General features: G+C 58.6%; 14 protein-coding genes. 5 read left to right on the forward strand and 9 right to left on the reverse strand.

Features of this window, described 5'->3' with window-relative positions:
• The first annotated feature begins 50 nt into the window (after window positions 1-50).
• Window positions 51-494 carry a TadE/TadG family type IV pilus assembly protein gene (locus ACP7BO_RS15950; RefSeq protein ID WP_060696975.1) on the forward strand — a complete coding sequence of 148 codons (444 nt, stop codon included), beginning with the start codon at window positions 51-53 and terminating at the stop codon, window positions 492-494.
• Window positions 491-3,265, forward strand: a complete 2,775-nt coding sequence (locus tag ACP7BO_RS15955) for a PAS domain-containing sensor histidine kinase (protein ID WP_426211356.1) — start codon at window positions 491-493, stop codon at window positions 3,263-3,265. Before ACP7BO_RS15950 ends, ACP7BO_RS15955 begins: the two co-directional genes overlap by 4 nt.
• On the opposite strand, the gene ACP7BO_RS15960 is transcribed toward ACP7BO_RS15955, so the two are convergent.
• From ACP7BO_RS15960 to ACP7BO_RS15990, 7 genes are all read right to left on the reverse strand, one after another.
• Entirely contained in the window at window positions 3,254-5,176 is a 1,923-nt protein-coding gene (locus tag ACP7BO_RS15960; protein ID WP_426211358.1) for a pilus assembly protein TadG-related protein, read from the reverse strand. The genes ACP7BO_RS15955 and ACP7BO_RS15960 overlap by 12 nt on opposite strands.
• Window positions 5,177-5,418: 242 nt before the next feature.
• Window positions 5,419-6,003 carry a DUF4136 domain-containing protein gene (locus tag ACP7BO_RS15965; RefSeq protein WP_397454964.1) on the reverse strand — a complete coding sequence of 195 codons (585 nt, stop codon included), beginning with the start codon at window positions 6,001-6,003 and terminating at the stop codon, window positions 5,419-5,421.
• Window positions 6,004-6,031: 28 nt separating this feature from the next.
• Window positions 6,032-6,646: a DUF4136 domain-containing protein gene (locus ACP7BO_RS15970; protein WP_426211360.1), complete on the reverse strand. Its 615-nt coding sequence runs from the start codon at window positions 6,644-6,646 to the stop codon at window positions 6,032-6,034.
• Window positions 6,647-6,668: 22 nt separating this feature from the next.
• Window positions 6,669-7,418: a methyltransferase gene (locus tag ACP7BO_RS15975; RefSeq protein ID WP_426211362.1), complete on the reverse strand. Its 750-nt coding sequence runs from the start codon at window positions 7,416-7,418 to the stop codon at window positions 6,669-6,671.
• Window positions 7,415-7,720, reverse strand: a complete 306-nt coding sequence (locus ACP7BO_RS15980; protein ID WP_060695566.1) for a MazG-like family protein — start codon at window positions 7,718-7,720, stop codon at window positions 7,415-7,417. The genes ACP7BO_RS15975 and ACP7BO_RS15980 overlap by 4 nt, the downstream gene beginning before the upstream one ends.
• A 96-nt stretch (window positions 7,721-7,816) precedes the next feature.
• Window positions 7,817-8,671, reverse strand: a complete 855-nt coding sequence (locus tag ACP7BO_RS15985) for a MaoC family dehydratase (protein ID WP_426211364.1) — start codon at window positions 8,669-8,671, stop codon at window positions 7,817-7,819.
• Window positions 8,672-8,674: 3 nt separating this feature from the next.
• Window positions 8,675-10,027 (reverse strand): 3-oxoacyl-ACP reductase, encoded by a 1,353-nt coding sequence (locus ACP7BO_RS15990; RefSeq protein ID WP_426211366.1) that lies wholly within the window; start codon window positions 10,025-10,027, stop codon window positions 8,675-8,677.
• A gap of 122 nt (window positions 10,028-10,149) precedes the next feature.
• Between ACP7BO_RS15990 and ACP7BO_RS15995 the strand changes: the two genes are divergently transcribed.
• Entirely contained in the window at window positions 10,150-11,424 is a 1,275-nt protein-coding gene (locus ACP7BO_RS15995; protein WP_426211368.1) for an acetyl-CoA C-acetyltransferase, read from the forward strand.
• A gap of 102 nt (window positions 11,425-11,526) precedes the next feature.
• Here ACP7BO_RS15995 and ACP7BO_RS16000 read toward each other — a convergent pair whose 3' ends face one another.
• Window positions 11,527-12,555 carry a bile acid:sodium symporter family protein gene (locus tag ACP7BO_RS16000; protein WP_073509969.1) on the reverse strand — a complete coding sequence of 343 codons (1,029 nt, stop codon included), beginning with the start codon at window positions 12,553-12,555 and terminating at the stop codon, window positions 11,527-11,529.
• An 82-nt stretch (window positions 12,556-12,637) separates the two neighbouring features.
• Between ACP7BO_RS16000 and ACP7BO_RS16005 the strand changes: the two genes are divergently transcribed.
• Window positions 12,638-13,429, forward strand: coding sequence for an AraC family transcriptional regulator (locus ACP7BO_RS16005; protein WP_426211371.1), 792 nt, complete (start codon window positions 12,638-12,640; stop codon window positions 13,427-13,429).
• 271 nt (window positions 13,430-13,700) lie between these two features.
• Window positions 13,701-14,594 carry a PA4780 family RIO1-like protein kinase gene (locus ACP7BO_RS16010; RefSeq protein ID WP_060695553.1) on the forward strand — a complete coding sequence of 298 codons (894 nt, stop codon included), beginning with the start codon at window positions 13,701-13,703 and terminating at the stop codon, window positions 14,592-14,594.
• 139 nt (window positions 14,595-14,733) lie between these two features.
• Here ACP7BO_RS16010 and ACP7BO_RS16015 read toward each other — a convergent pair whose 3' ends face one another.
• The gene (locus ACP7BO_RS16015) at window positions 14,734-15,597 is read right to left on the reverse strand and encodes an MBL fold metallo-hydrolase (protein ID WP_426211373.1); all 864 of its coding nucleotides are present in this window, start codon (window positions 15,595-15,597) and stop codon (window positions 14,734-14,736) included.
• Between the last annotated feature and the right edge of the window lie 62 nt (window positions 15,598-15,659).

Genomic DNA, 15,659 nt, shown 5'->3' on the forward strand with positions numbered 1-15,659 from the left:
CTGATGATTCTATGATGATATTACTTTTGATTGTCAGGGTGGACGCAGTCATGAAAATAGGCCTTCCCAAGAAACAAAAAGGTGCCGCCGCAATTGAATTCGCGTTGGTGTTCGTGATTTTTTTTGCTGTTCTTTATGGCGTGCTCAGTTACAGCCTGCCGTTGTTGCTGGTGCAATCATTTAATAACTCCACAGCCGAGGCGGTGCGGCGCAGTGTTGCGGTTGATCCGACGCTTACGGCTGCGGCCTATAAAACTGCAGTCGAGTCAGTGGCCAAAGGCGTGCTGGACGAAAAACTGCGCTGGGTACCTACAGCCGTGGCCCCAAGTCTGGTCAAAACCGCATCTTATGACCCCGTTGCGGGTGTTCTAACGGCCACTGTCTCTCTTCCGTCCGCTGCGTTGGCGACCCTTATGCCGGTACTCACGTTAGGCACTGTCAGCGTGCCTCAACTGCCGACCACCTTGACCGCGCAATCGAGTATGAAATTTTGATCCAGGGTGAAAAGCTCTTTGGGCGCCTGACGGGGCGGGCCACCGAGCACCTGCCCGGATCTTCTGGTTTGCAGTCACGCACCGATGGGTGCATGCAACTGCTGCTCGATCAGCAGGGGCGAGTTATTGATGCTAATGGTCTGCAGCGCCATGGCCTGGGGCGCGATGCTGGTGACGCTACACCGCGCCTGCTGTTGGACTATTTGGTGTCGGGCAGCACGCTGGCGCTGGAAGGGGGCCCGGCGGACTGGGTCGGACACTGTCTTGATCTGGATTTTCAAGGCCCCGGATTGAACGTGCTGCACACCCGGGGCTGGGTACAGCCGCAGGCTGACTGCTGGTTATTACAACTGCTGGATATCAGCGATTTATTGCGCGACAGCCAGCAAGCCGGCAGCCGCGAGCAATGTGCGCAACTGGTCTTGAGCATCGGTGAACAGTTGCGTCAGTGCAGCGCCGCCCGCTTGCCTGAGGTGATGCATGAGGCGCTATGCCGTGTAGCGCAGCAATGGCGTGTGCCCTGCATGGCACTGGCCGTGCGCAGTGGTACGCCACTGGGTTGGCGTCTATATAGCGCGTATCACGCGTTTGATGCGCCGGCGTTGTGGACCTCAGGACAAACCCTGGGCGAGGTCCTGGATGGTGTGGATGCCAAACGGCCCCGATCCATAAACGCCGATGTCGAGAGAACCCGAAACCCTTTGCTCAATAGTCTGTTTGGCAATGCCGACGGTTGGCTGGTGCCTTACTGCGACCAGCAAGGGCAGTCCGTGTGGTTGCTGCTGGGTTTTTACCCGGCCACGCAGCACCCATCGCTGATGAGCGAAAGCGACTGGTTGCTGGTCTGTGCGGCAATGGCCGGGCCGCTGCAGGATCGTCTGCGTGAGCAGCAACACGAACAACAAAAGGAGCGCATGCAAGCGCTGCAGGAACTGTTGGGTACGGGGTGGTGGGAGTGGTTGCAGCCTTCCCGGCAATTGCAGCTGGCGCCGCAATTGAGCGCAAGTTTATTGCCGCAGCTGGAACCTTCGGCGTTGACCCGTGAAGCGTGGCTGGCGCTGTTTCATCCCGCGGATCGGGATGAACTGAGCAGCGGTTTCAATGCGTTACTAGAGCATGGCAAAACGCTGATGCTGTGCGCGCGGCTGCACCAGCCCCAAAGTACGCAACCGACCCGTTGGTACCGGATTCAGGGCCAGGTGCTGGGAACAGGTGCAAGCCGGCGCACAGTGGGTTACATGCTCGATATCAGCGACATCAAAAACCAGCAACTGCAGGCCGCCGCCGCCCATGCGCGACTGGACAACCTGATCGCCAGTTCACCTGCCGTGATCTACGTGCAGCGCTACGACGAAGGTGCATTGCTGCCGGCATTTTTCAGCGACAGCTTGCAACCTTTGCTGGGCTGGAGCCTGGACGACTGTGCCGGTGCGGCCTTGATCGACAGGATCCACCCCGATGACCGCGAGCAGTACTTTGAGCGTACGCGCCAGTTGCTGCGTGAAGGCAGCACCCGCAGCCGTTTCCGTCTGCGTGACCGCGCTGGCGACTATCACTGGTTGCTGGACGAGGCCAAATTATTACGCGACGACCTGGGGCTACCCGTTGAGGCGGTGGGGTTATGGCTGGACATTACCGAGACCACCGAAGCGGCCGAGCGGGTCAAACATAGTGAGGAGCGTTACCGGATTCTGGTCGAAGACTCCCCGGCGATGATTTGCCGCTACTTGCCAGACTTGACCCTGACCTTCGGCAACCGGCCGCTGGCCAATTATCTGGAGTGCGCCCCTGAGCTACTGCCGGGGATCAACCTGGGCGACTGGCTCTCAGCCGAACAGCGCGAGTTGTTTGAACGGCGTATTGCCAACTTGAGCCCGGAGTTCCCGGTGAGTACGGCTGAAATCAGCCTGCAACTGCCTGGCCGTGAGCATGCGTGGTGGGTCTGGTCTGATCGGGGGGTGTTTGACGCTCAGGGCCAACTGCTCGAAGTCCAGGCGGTAGGTCGTGACAACACCGAGGTACGGCGCTCGCAACAGCAACTGACCCACGGCGCGAAAATGGCCACGCTCGGCGAAATGGCCACCGGCCTGGCGCATGAGATCAACCAGCCGCTGAATGTGATGCGCATGGCTATCGTCAACGTACTCAAACGCCTGAGTAACGGCGATGTACAGATTGATTACCTGAAGGAAAAACTCACCCGTATCGATTCGCAAATCCAGCGCGCTGCGCGAGTAGTCGACCATATGCGCGTGTTCGGTCGGCGTTCCGAAATCGAGCAGCAGGTCTTCAACCCGGTGCAGGCACTGGAAGGTACTTTGGCCCTGCTGGGCGAAGGTCTGCGCTGTAAAGGCGTAGAGATCCACGCCGAGGGGCTGGCGTGTAGCGTGCAGGTGCGCGGTCATTCAGACCAGTTGGAGCAAGTGTTGATCAACCTGCTGGTCAATGCGCGTGATGCCTTGTTGAGCAAGCGCGAGACAGATCGCGACTTCCAGCCCCTGATAACCCTGAGCGCCGAAGCAGACGGCAACTGTGTACGGCTGTGGGTACAGGACAACGGCGACGGCATCGACCCGCGGTTGCTGGAGCGTATCTTCGAACCGTTCTTTACCACCAAGCCCATCGGTATTGGTACCGGCCTTGGGTTGTCGGTCAGCTACGGCATTATCGACAACATGGGCGGACGGTTGAGCGTGAGCAATACCGGGCCCGGGGCCCGGTTTTGCGTGGAATTGCCGGTGGTTGAGGCGCCAGAATTATCAAAGGACTAGTTGTGCGCGTCCACCTTGTCCGCAAGAGAGGTTAGCGTCGACTTCTGTGTTCATCAGATTGACGCCCAACAGTGACAGTAAGTTGTTGACGAGAGGATCAACAATAGGGCTCAGCACGGCGGTAATCAGCGGTGACGCAATATTGACTACGAGTTGAAGTGCAGCGCTGACAGAGTTCGTTACCCCAGTGGCTAGAGCACCGAGAATTCCGGAACTGTCGACGGGCGCATAAAGAAGAATGGGTATGTTATTAAGAATATCCTTGAGACTGGCAACAATATCCTTGGTCGGAGAGGCAAATTTGGGCATTGGTGGCTGTTTTAGGTTAGGTGGGGTAGTTCCGTCGACGGCTGAATAGAACAGGGTGCTTTGGGTTTTTAAAATGTTCAAATTGGCCTTTATTGCTATTCCTCCACCACCATAATCCACGGTGGGGCATCCAAGGGCACAGGCTTTACTTGTGACGTTTACGATGGGGTAGGGGGTTACAGTCACTGGGGCAGAGGATGAAAATGCCTTGCTTCCATCAATCTGGCCTACGTTCAAATTGGCGACAGCAGTATTGACATTAACCGTCAGGCTCTTGCCTGTTCCACTGGTAGGGCAGTTGTATCCAGTGACCAAAGCATCGGCCCCTCCTGCATCCAGGTTAATACTCAGGATCAATGGCGGCGGCAGTATTTCTATATTGTAAGAGGGGCCAAGCAGGCCGCCAAGAAGCGTGTTCAGAAGTCCTGCAAGAGGGCTAAGCAGGGCGTTGACTTTACTTATAAGATTGCTGATGGTGTTAAGGACGGGCAGTTCGACGGTTATGAGAGTTCTGACTTGAGCCGTACGAACATATATTCTGTCCGTTGCGGGGTTGCCTATGGATGAAAATTGAGGAGGCTCAATGATTTTGATCTTGGTGGTCACTTTGGCGAGACCCAAGATATCAATAGGCAAACTTACAGAGGCGGCATTGTTTTTGTTGGCAAGCTGAATAAAGGCCTGGACAAGCGAGAGGATATTTACGTTGCCGTCCAAACCCGCTGTGGTAGTACCCGTTTGAAGATTAAGGATGTCGCCGACTTTTATTGGGGTATTGTTAATGGCGGCAACTTGTAATTGGGCAATGTTGCCTTTTAAATCAAGCGTCGCGCCGTTAAGGTTGGCAACGGTTGCAGCGGCATTGATAAGTTGAGTGAGAGTGGCGTTAGTTTTCAACAAGTTTGTATAGTCGCCAGCCGTTACATTAAGATTGACTGCTAGTTGATTGAGGTATTGCAACAAGTTTATGTCGGCTTTTGCCAGACCTTCCCAGCCGACAGCCGATATATTAACGTTGCCGCCGAGCAGGTTTGAGAACAGTGAGTTCAGTAGCAGTGATTGTGAGGTGCTGACGGAGGCTAACGTTGTGCGGATACTGATTTGTGCGAGCGTCGGCCCCTGTGTAGCCCCTACCGCACTCGCCGTCAAATTGGTCTTGCTTTGAAATCCTCCTGGGGAAAACAGGCTCCACAGCCCCCCGGCCACGCTGGTAGGGACAGTAGTTGTGGCAATAACGCGAATGGCACTCGACTGGGTCGTACTGGCCTGGAAGGTACGCAGGTTGTTGATAGTCACAAGGGTGCCGCAGGTAGGTGTTATTATTTGCACCGCCCCGGGAGTGAAGCCGTTTCGCGTGGCGCTTTCATTGACGTAGGTTACGGCAGTGCCACTGGTACAACTCCCTCCCCGGCTGACCGCTTCCAGCACGGCCATGTCCGCTACCCGTTGCAACTTGCGTTGTTCCAGGTACAGCCGTCCGCTGTCGATCACCAACAACATGAAAAGCAGCACCACGCCGAGGGTGACAGCGGCCATTAAACCGATTGCACCTTGTTGCTGCTGTGGGCTATTGAAACCGATACTGCGTAGACGGGGAGACATCGAGCACTCCTGATGCTGGAACAGAGTCCAGCGCTAACTCTCCAAAGTTTCAGCGAGTGTAGCCAAAAAGTGATCAAGGCGCTGGCCAGTTGCCAGTTTTATAGGCGTGATGTGAACAACTGATCAAAAGTCATCAGTAAATTAAAAGAAAGGCCGTCGCGTAACTAACTTACTCGCGAAAGTATTAATACCTTCTGAGGTATATACATCGCGAGTAAGTTGTTGCGTATAAACCTGTGGCTTTATTTTGGCGGATAGTTAGCAAGAATTTTGTTCACCGCTTCATGAATGGCCGCATTGCGCTCGGCCGGGGTCGGGCTGTTGTCGACGATTTTTTCTGCGCTGCCGCGCCACACCAATTTGCCGTCTTTGGCATCGATCAAGTCGATCTGCAGGGTGCCCACCTGATAGACCACGTTACGGGTCTCGTTGTACATCGGTGCGCCCCAGTAGCCTTCCCATGGGCCGCCGGCATAACCCCAAGGCCCGCCCCATGGACCGCCGTAGCCGTAGTTGGTGACGATCTGTTCCTGGCGGTTGGCGACGATCAGATAGGTTTGTACCAGCAGATCCGGTTTACTGCCGGCGGCTGCCGGGCGCAGGCCTCGCTGATCCAGACCACTGCTCACGGCCTGCATGATCCGCTGCTCGGTCAGGTCGCTTTTAAGCATCAGGCTATTGGGCTGGTATTGCAGTGCAGGGTCTTTCCAGGCCCAGGTCTGGAATTTGGCAAAATCCACAGAAGGGTTGTAGTCGTTGCTGACCTGCATTGTTTCGCAGGCGCTGAGCAGCAGGGCCAGGCCCAATAATGCAATGCGTCGTAGCATGATGATTTCTCCGCTTCAACATTCCGTCTTACTGAGGAGGATAAGCCTGCACTGCCTTTTTCAGTGATTCGCGCAGGGCGTCACTGCGTTCGCTCAGGCTGCCTTTGCTGCTGGTTTCTGCGCTGGAACTCCATACGGGCTGACCGGTTTTACCATCGTAGAAATTGAGTCGCACGACCATGACTTCCACTTCATAGGTGCGTACAACCGGGACCGAGTTGTACATCCCGTATTGACTGCCGTAACGGCCGTAGCCATTGCCGTAACCCGCTCCATAACCATAGTCGTCCTGCACTTGGCGCAGGCGTTTTTCTGTATGCAAATCAGCACTCACCCACAAGTCAGCCGCACGATTGGGCTGCGCAGGCCGCAAGCCGCGCTGGTCGAGTGCATTGTTTACCGCGTCGGCGATTTGTGCCGAGTCGGCCCAGGCTGTTCCAGCGGGCAGCCGGCCATTGAGCCACGCCCAGCTTTGATAGCGCCCGTAATCCCGTGGTGGAGCAGGGTAGGCGCTTAAATCCAGGGTGTTGGCCGCTTGTGCCGGGGCCGGCGGCATCGGCATAGAGCTTGGGGTATACGGGTTAGGGCTCTGGCAAGCCCCCAGGCCAAGGCTCAAAACGACTAAGGCAAAACGGCGATGCATGATGTTCTCCCGAGCGGGCGGTTTATACCGGGCGGCACACCCAATGCAGATAGCGTCCCAGCCCGGCAAAGGCGGGGTGGCGACGGTGGGCCAGCTCCATTTCTACCAGCGCTTGCAGTTCGGCGCGGGCCTGGAACTCCACTGGCATGTAGTCGTGAAATACCCGCACGCCGCTTTGGGCTTCGACCTGCCACAGGCCTTCGAGCGCGGTCGCCAACTCTCGCGGGTCGAGGGGTTGCTGCGGGGTGAGGCTTTGTTTTTCGCCGGCCATATCGTTCTTGCGCATTTTGCGGAAGTGGCCTTTAAGCAGGTTGCGATAGATCAGCGCATCACGGTTATAGAACGCCAGCGACAGCCAGCCGTCCCTGGTGGTCAGTTGGTGCAGCACGGGCAGGATGGCGTGAGGTTCGGCCAGCCATTCCAGCACGGCATGGCACAGCACCAGGTCGTAAGGCTCGGTCAGTTGGCCCAGCAGTTCTTGCCACGGTGCCTGAATGAACGTGCCACTCTGCCCCGCCTCGGCAAAGCGCTGGCGCGCGCCTTCGAGCATGGGGCCTGCAGGCTCTGCCAGGGTTACATCGTGCCCCTGCTGGGCCAGCCACAGAGACATGTGGCCCAGCCCGGCGCCGATATCCAGTACGCGCAGCGGTCGGGCGGGCAGCGACTCTGTAAGGTCGGCCTGAAGCACGGCCAGGCGAATGGCACCTTTGGCACCGCCGTAGATTTTTTCGGCGAAGCGGGTCGCCAGTTGATCGAAGTGACGGTCACTCATTTGCTGAAACGCCTTTCGCTGTCGGCCAGTTTGTTGCGCACCACTTCGTTCATGTCCAAGCCAAGCTCGCTGCACAGCAACAGCAGATACAACACGATATCCCCCACTTCCTGCCCGGCGTGGGCCAGTTTGTCGGCGGGGAGCTGGCGCGATTGGTCCTCGCTCAGCCACTGAAAAATTTCTACCAGCTCGGCCATTTCGACACTGGCCGCCATGGCCAGGTTTTTCGGGCTGTGAAACTGTTTCCAGTCGTTGTTATCGCGGATGCGGTGCAGGCGTTGGGTCAGTTCGTCGAGGTTCATCGAGGGTGTGCTCTCCAGAAGGCGCAAAGCTTGCGGCCGAACCGAAGTTGGCGCAAGTGAAAGGCGCTGCAACCCGCTGGCCATGCCCTGCGCGAGCTAGCTGATCGGTCGCCAGTTGCCGGTCATGTGCACCAGATCGCCATGGCCATTGAGCTGGAAGTCGCCGCTTGAGCCCGCCGCGCTACTGAGCAGGATCACCTCGCTGGGCAGGCGTACCGGTTTTTTGAAGGCCACGCTGATCTCGACATTGGCCTTGGGCAAATGCGAATCGAGGGCCGCCAGCGCCCGGGCTTCGAGCCACAAGCCATGGGCGATGGCGCTTGGCAGGCCAAACAGCCTGGCGCTGGCAGCGTTGAGGTGAATGGGGTTGTAGTCGCCCGACACCCTGGCGTACCGGCGGCCAATATTGGCCGGGGCGAACCAGCGGGTCAGTTCGCTCATTGCCACAGGCTGCTGTGCACCGGGTTGCGGTACATCGCCGCTGAGCTCCACGCCTTTGCACAACAAGGTGCTGTCGGCCTCCCACAATGGCCCGATTAAATCGTCAACCTGGGTGACGACATCGAAGGTCGCGCCCTTGGGGTGTTTTTGCAGGTTGTGGACAAAGACCCCGATGCGCAGTTGTGTCACGCCGCCCAGGGGGCGTAACACGCGTATGCGGTTGGTCAGGTGAATCAACCCCAGCAACGGGAAGGGGAAGTGCTTGTCGGTCAGCAGCTGCATTTGCAGGCCGAAAGCCAGCACCTGGGGCCAGGTTGGCGGCAGCAGCGGGCCGGGTGCCAGCCCGCAAACGTCACGAAAGGCAGCCAGAGGTTTGGCATCGACCTGCACCCAGCAGCGCAAGCCCTGTTCAGGCAAGGTGTTGCCGGTGATTTTGCGTTTGGCCGCCGCGTGGGCATACAGCGCGGGTAAATGCGGCGGGTTGCTGAGGTCGAGCCAATTAACACTCATGATCTATGCCCCCAGAATACTTTGGCCGCATACCCGCAGCGCTTGCCCGCTGACCGCACCCGAGCCCGGCTGGGCGAGCCAGGCCACGGCTTCGGCGACATCCTGGGGCAGGCCACCCTGGCCCAGCGAGCTCATGCGCCGACCTGCTTCGCGCAGGGCAAAGGGAATGTGCGCTGTCATTTGGGTTTCAATAAATCCCGGCGCCACGGCGTTGATGCTGATGCCGCGTTCACCCAGCAGCGGTGCCCAGGCCTGCGCCAGGCCAATCAGCCCGGCTTTGCTGGCGGCGTAGTTGGTCTGGCCGCGATTACCGGCAATGCCACTGATGGAGGCAAGCAAAATGACCCGGCCGTTATCGCGCAGGGTGCCGCTGTCGAGCAGGGCTTTGGTCAACACTTGCGGGGCGTTGAGATTGACCGCGAGCACTGCATCCCAGAACTCGGGTGTCATGTTGGCCAGGGTTTTGTCGCGGGTGATACCGGCGTTGTGGACCACGATGTCGACGCCGTCCGGCAATTGCTCGACAAGTTGTGTGGCGGCGTCTGCGGCGCAAATATCCAGGGTGATACTGCGACCGTCCAGGCGTGCAGCCAGAGCGTCGAGGTCGGCTTTGGCCGGTGGTACATCGAGCAGAATCACCTCGGCGCCGTCCCGGGCCAGGGTTTCGGCAATTGATGCGCCTATGCCTCGGGCGGCACCGGTGACCAACGCCTTGCGTCCGGCCAACGGGCGGGTCCAGTCCTGAACCTGGTCGGCACAGGTGCTCAGGCGGATGACCTGGCCACTGACGTAAGCGCTTTTGGGGGACAGGAAGAACCGCAGCGCGCCTTCAAGCTGGTCTTCGGCACCTTCGCCGACATACAGCAACTGCAAGGTGCCGCCATTGCGCAACTCCTTGGCCAGTGAGCGGCTGAAGCCTTCAAGGGCGCGTTGGGCGCTGGCCGCAAACGGATCGCTTAATGTTTCCGGCGCCCGGCCCAGAATCACCAGGTGGGCACTGTGCTCTAGGCTGCGCAGCAATGGCTGGAAGAATTCGCGTAATTGCTTGAGCTGGTCGGTGTGCAATAACTCGCTGGCGTCGAACACCACGGCCTTGAGCTTGGGGCCACTACCTGGAGTCCACGGTGTTGCGACCAACGGTTCAGGACCATAACTGAATACCGCGTCGGTGAGTTTTGCCGCAAAGCGGTTCACCTGCCCGGCCAGTGCGCCGCCGCCAATCAGTAACGGGCCTTCGATGGGACGCAACCGTCCAGCCTGCCAGCGTTCCAGCCGCACCGGTGACGGCAGCCCCAACGCGCCGACCAGTCGCTGGCCGAGGGATGAGTTGACGAAGTCGATATAACGGTCTGACATGGAACACTCTCCGACAGATGGGGTTCAAAGGGTTGACCACAAACACAGGCGGGTCGTTCGCTATCAGTGATAAGACCTACGCTTGTAACGATCATGGGCCGTAAGAGAATAGGGTGAATCGTATGAGTGTGCGTCGTGTAGCCATTATTGGCGGTAACCGAATCCCGTTTGCGCGTGCCAACGGACCGTATGCGAACGCCAGTAACCAGGACATGCTGACGGCGGCGCTGGAAGGTCTGATCGAGCGGTACAACTTGCACGGGCTGCGGATGGGGGAAGTAGTAGCCGGGGCGGTACTCAAGGATTCGCGGGACTTCAGCCTGACCCGCGAGTGCGTGCTGGGTTCCCGGCTGTCACCGCAAACCCCTGCCTATGACCTGCAGCAAGCCTGCGGCACCGGCCTTGAAGCGGCATTGCTGGTGGCCAACAAGATTGCCTTGGGGCAGATCGATTGCGCGATCGCCGGGGGTGTCGATACCACGTCTGATGTGCCGGTTGGCCTGAACGACGGGCTGCGTGAGTGGCTGCTGCAACTCAATCGCACCAAGGCGCCTGTGGACAAGCTCAAGGCCTTGTTGCAGTTGCGTCCGCATTTTCTGAAACCCGAGTTTCCGCGCAACGGCGAGCCGCGCACCGGGCTGTCGATGGGCCAGCACTGCGAGTTGATGGCGCAGACCTGGAACATCCCCCGCACTGAACAGGATGAGTTGGCCCTGCACAGCCATCAGGCGCTGACAGCCGCCTATCACGCGGGCTGGGAAGACGATTTGATTACGCCGTTTCTGGGGTTGAGCCGTGATAACAATCTGCGCCCAGACCTGACGCTGGAGAAACTGGCGGCCCTTAAACCGGTGTTCGAGCGAAGCGCCAAGGGCACGCTGACGGCCGGCAATTCGACACCGCTGACCGACGGCGCGTCTGTGGTGTTACTGGGCAGTGAAGAGTGGGCCAGGGAGCGAGGCTTGCCGGTGCTGGCGTATTTTCGCGACGGCGAAACGGCCGCAGTGGATTTCGTACATGGGGCGGAGGGTTTGCTGATGGCCCCGGTGTATGCCGTACCACGGTTGCTGGCGCGCAATGGCCTGACATTGCAGGACTTTGACTACTACGAAATTCATGAGGCGTTTGCTGCGCAGGTGCTGTGCACCTTGAAAGCCTGGGAGGACCCAGGCTATTGCAAAACCCGTCTGGGTCTTGAAGCGCCTCTGGGGTCGATTGATCGCAGCAAACTTAACGTCAAGGGCAGTTCACTGGCGGTGGGGCATCCGTTTGCCGCGACGGGAGGGCGGATCCTGACCAACATGTCCAAGTTGCTCGCCACTGCCGGGAAAGGCCGGGGCCTGATCTCGATCTGCGCGGCAGGTGGCCAGGGAGTGACGGCGATTATTGAGCGCTGAGCCGGCCCTGCGAGAGCGGTCTTGCCCGCGATGGCGCTCAGTTCGATCGAGTCGTCTGCATCGCTGGCAAGCCGGCACCCACAGTATTGTGCAGGCCGCTTGTTAGCGGGCGGGCACTATGGCCGGGCTTTGCGCTGCCGCTTCCTCTCGATTGCGAGTGGCGTAGTTTTCTGCCATGACCGAGCAGACGATCAGTTGGAGCGGGTGGTAGATCATGATCGGTAGCAGAATCAGGCCCAGACCCGGGTTGGCACCAAAGATCAACGCTGCCATGGGAGCGCCGGCTGCCAGTGATTTCTTGCTGGCGCAGAACACCGCAGCAATTTCATCCGCAGTGCTGAACTTCAGGGCGCGGGCGGTGCGCGTGGTCAGCCACAGGATAATCGCGAGCAATATCGCACTGCCGGCCAGGGCGCTGAAAATCACCGAAGTGCCTTGTTGTTGCCACATGCCTGAGACCATCGAATTGCAGAAGGCGGCGTATACCAGCAACAGAATCACCACCTTGTCGGCGATGCTGGTGTAGCGCTTGTGGCGGGCGAAGAAGCGTCCAAACAGCGGGCGCAGCAGTTGGCCCAGTACCAGTGGCAGTAACAGCATGGCGCACAGGTCGAGCAGGGTTGAGCCCAGATCAATGCCGTTTGCGCCGCTGCCGACCACAAAGCTGACCAGCAGTGGGGTCAGGAATATCCCCAGAACGCTGGACAGGCTGGCATTGAGAATGGCCGCCGGTACGTTGCCGCCCGCACTGCCGGTGAGGGCTACCGAGGATGAAATGGTCGAGGGCAGGGCGCACAGGTAGAAGAACCCCAGCATCAGCAAGGGCGGGATATGGGCGCCCAACAGTTTGTTGACCACCACCCAGATCAGCGGAAAGACGATAAAGGTGAAGCCTTGCACCATGAAGTGCAGGCGGATGTTTTTCAGACCGTGACTGATTTGTTCGCTGGACAGGTTGACCCCATGCAGGAAAAACACCAGAAACACGCCGATATTGATAACCCACTCAGCATGCATGGCGCCGCCGGTACTGCCGAAATGGGGGAATACATACGCCAGAAATGTCGCCAGCAGCATCCCGCACAGAAACCAGTCGGTGAACATTCGTTTGAGATGTTTGAACACAGGCATTCCGGGCACCGGGATATTGTAAGAAATGATGACTTAGCCTAACGTCGCTTTTATCTGACGTCTTGCGATATAAGGCCAACCAATGCCGCCAAACGGACAACCTGGTGCCCAGCGCAGCATTCCATACCTCGATACGTTGCCGCGTCCGCTGTATGCCCGTGCCGAAAGCCTGGGAGCGGGCTCATGGACGCCCCGTCATCGGCATGACTGGGTGCAGTTTTCGTACGCAATCAGTGGCGTGCTGGGTGTGCATACCGATGAAGGCAGTTTCTTCGCGCCGCCGCAGTGGGGGATCTGGATTCCGGCAGGGCTTGAGCATGAGGTGGTTACCTCGACGCGGGCAGAAATGCGCAGTCTTTATATTCGGCGGGATGATTGCCTGTGGGCGCCCGATCATTGCCGCGTACTGGAAGTCACGCCGCTGGCCCGGGAGTTGATCAAACGCTTTTGCGCCTTACCGGTGGAGTACCCTGAAGGGGATAGCGCCGAGCAGCGCCTGGTGCAGGTGTTGCTTGATCAATTGGCCGACTTGAATCAGGTCGGTTTCTCGCTGCCATTGCCCCGTCATGCGCGGTTGCTGGCGTTGTGCAATGAGCTGATCGCAAGCCCGGATGGCGAAGTCAGCCTCAGCTTGTGGGCGGAGCGCCTGGGTACGTCGGAGAAAACCCTGATGCGTTTGTTTGCCCGTGAAACCGGGATGAGCTTTCGCAGTTGGCGTCAGCGCATGCGCCTGCTTTCCTCGCTGCGGGTACTGGAGGAGGGCGGCAGTGTGACGGGGGCCGCGTTGTCGTGCGGTTATGACTCGACCTCGGCCTTTATTGCTGCGTTCAAAAAAATGTTCGGGTTCACCCCGGGCGAGTTATTCAGACACTGATCTGTCTGTTTAGGGTGAGGCCCGCGCCGGGTGCAAGGGTGGTGCTGGCAGTGTCTGCGCTTACCGCTGGTTGGATTAGACGATGCTCTAATGTGTGTGCTCGTCTATCATTCATCGCGGCTGGCGCAGGAAGCGATTTTCCGGATTTGTTGGAACATGGAGTGCGCACAAGCGACTCTTAACACGGCCCCCCTCTCCCCGTGATGAGTGGATTGCCGTATAACGAGTGACATTCGCGTGTTTGGTAATAAAGGACCCACAATAAAAGCTGATGAAGACTCCAAAACGCTTAGAACCCCTGATCGAAGACGGTCTGATCGACGAGGTGCTGCGCCCACTCATGAGTGGTAAAGAAGCAGCTGTGTACGTAGTCCGCTGCGGCAATGAGCTGCGATGCGCCAAGGTTTATAAGGAGGCTAACAAACGTAGTTTTCGCCAGGCCGCCGAATATCAGGAGGGTCGCAAGGTTCGCAACAGCCGTCAGGCCCGAGCGATGGCCAAGGGCTCGAAGTTCGGTCGTAAAGAAACCGAAGATGCCTGGCAGAATGCCGAAGTAGCGGCACTGTTCCGTTTGGCGGGTGCCGGTGTCAGGGTTCCCAAACCGTACGACTTCCTTGAGGGCGTGCTGTTGATGGAACTGGTGGCCGACGAGTACGGTGATGCTGCGCCGCGTTTGAATGACGTGGTGCTGGAGCCGGATCAGGCCCGTGAATTCCACGCGTTTCTGATTCAACAGATCGTGCTGATGTTGTGCACCGGTCTGGTCCATGGTGACTTGTCCGAGTTCAACGTATTGCTGACGCCGACAGGTCCGGTGATTATCGACTTGCCGCAAGCAGTCGATGCCGCGGGCAACAACCACGCGTTCAGCATGCTGGAGCGTGACGTGGGCAACATGGCTTCCTACTTCGGGCGTTTTGCTCCGGAGCTCAAGACCACCAAGTACGCCAAGGAAATGTGGGCGCTTTACGAAGCAGCCACATTGCACCCGGGCAGCGTGTTGACCGGTGAGTTTGACGAGCCGGACGAGTTGGCAGATGTCGGCGGTGTCATGCGCGAGATTGAGGCTGCACGTCTGGACGAAGCGTTCCGTCAGGCAGTCCGTGCTGCGGACGATGCGCCACCGAGCAAAGCCGAAGAGCCGCCTCCACCGTGGATGCAGTAATTCGATGAATTAAAAATCCGGCCCAGGCCGGATTTTTTTATGGGCGCTGCCCGACCCCACTGCAGGAGCGAGCTTTTCAGCTTGCCAGGGAAGCGCTCGCGAGCAAGCTGGCTCCTACAGGGTCTGCTGCGCCCTGGGGCTAAAACCGGTTCAACGGTATCTTCAGGCTGCACAGTCCGCTTTCATCGGCAGGCGGCAGGTTGCCGGCCCGAATGTTGATCTGAATGGCGGGGATCAACAGTGCCGGAACGCCCAGGGTGGCGTCGCGCGCGGTACGCATGTCGACGAAGGCTGCCAGATCAACACCGTCGTTGACATGGATATTGCTGGCGCGCTGCTCGCCCACGGTGGTTGACCATGTAGCCGCGCGTTCTGCGGGCGGGTAGTCATGGCACATGAACAGGCGCGTCTGCGGCGCAAAGGCCAGCAAACGCCTGATCGAGAGATACAACTGTTGCGCATCGCCCCCCGGGAAATCGCAACGGGCCGTGCCGACGTCGGGCATGAACAGCGTGTCGCCGACAAACAGGTTGCTGTGTTCTACCTGGTAGGCCATGTCAGCCGGGGTGTGCCCGGGTACATGCAGTGCCCGCACGGGAAGGTTGCCAATACGGAATTCTTCGTCGGGCTGGAACAAGTGGTCGAACTGCGAACCGTCGAGTTTGAATTCGGGCTCAAGGTTGTAAATGTCACGGAATACACTCTGCACCTGAGTGATAGGGGCGCCGATGCCAATCCGCCCTCCCAGGGTGCGCTTAAGGTAAGCGCTGGCAGACAGGTGGTCAGCGTGGGCGTGGGTCTCCAGCAACCACTGCACCTTCAGGTCGTGGGCTTGCACGAAGGCGACGATTTTGTCGGCACCTGTGGTGCTGATACGTCCGGCGGCGGCATCGTAATCGAGCACCGGATCGATGATCGCGCATTCGCCACCACAAGCCTCGTAGACCACATAGCTCACGGTCGACGTAGCGGCGTCGAAGAACCCTTGAATTTCGGCGTGCATGGGAGGCCTCGCATGGATCAGAAAATATTCAATATATTGAAACATATATTATCGGGTCGTAG

Source organism: Pseudomonas sp. TWR2-1-1 (assembly GCF_049897045.1).
Taxonomy (GTDB): domain Bacteria; phylum Pseudomonadota; class Gammaproteobacteria; order Pseudomonadales; family Pseudomonadaceae; genus Aquipseudomonas; species Aquipseudomonas versuta.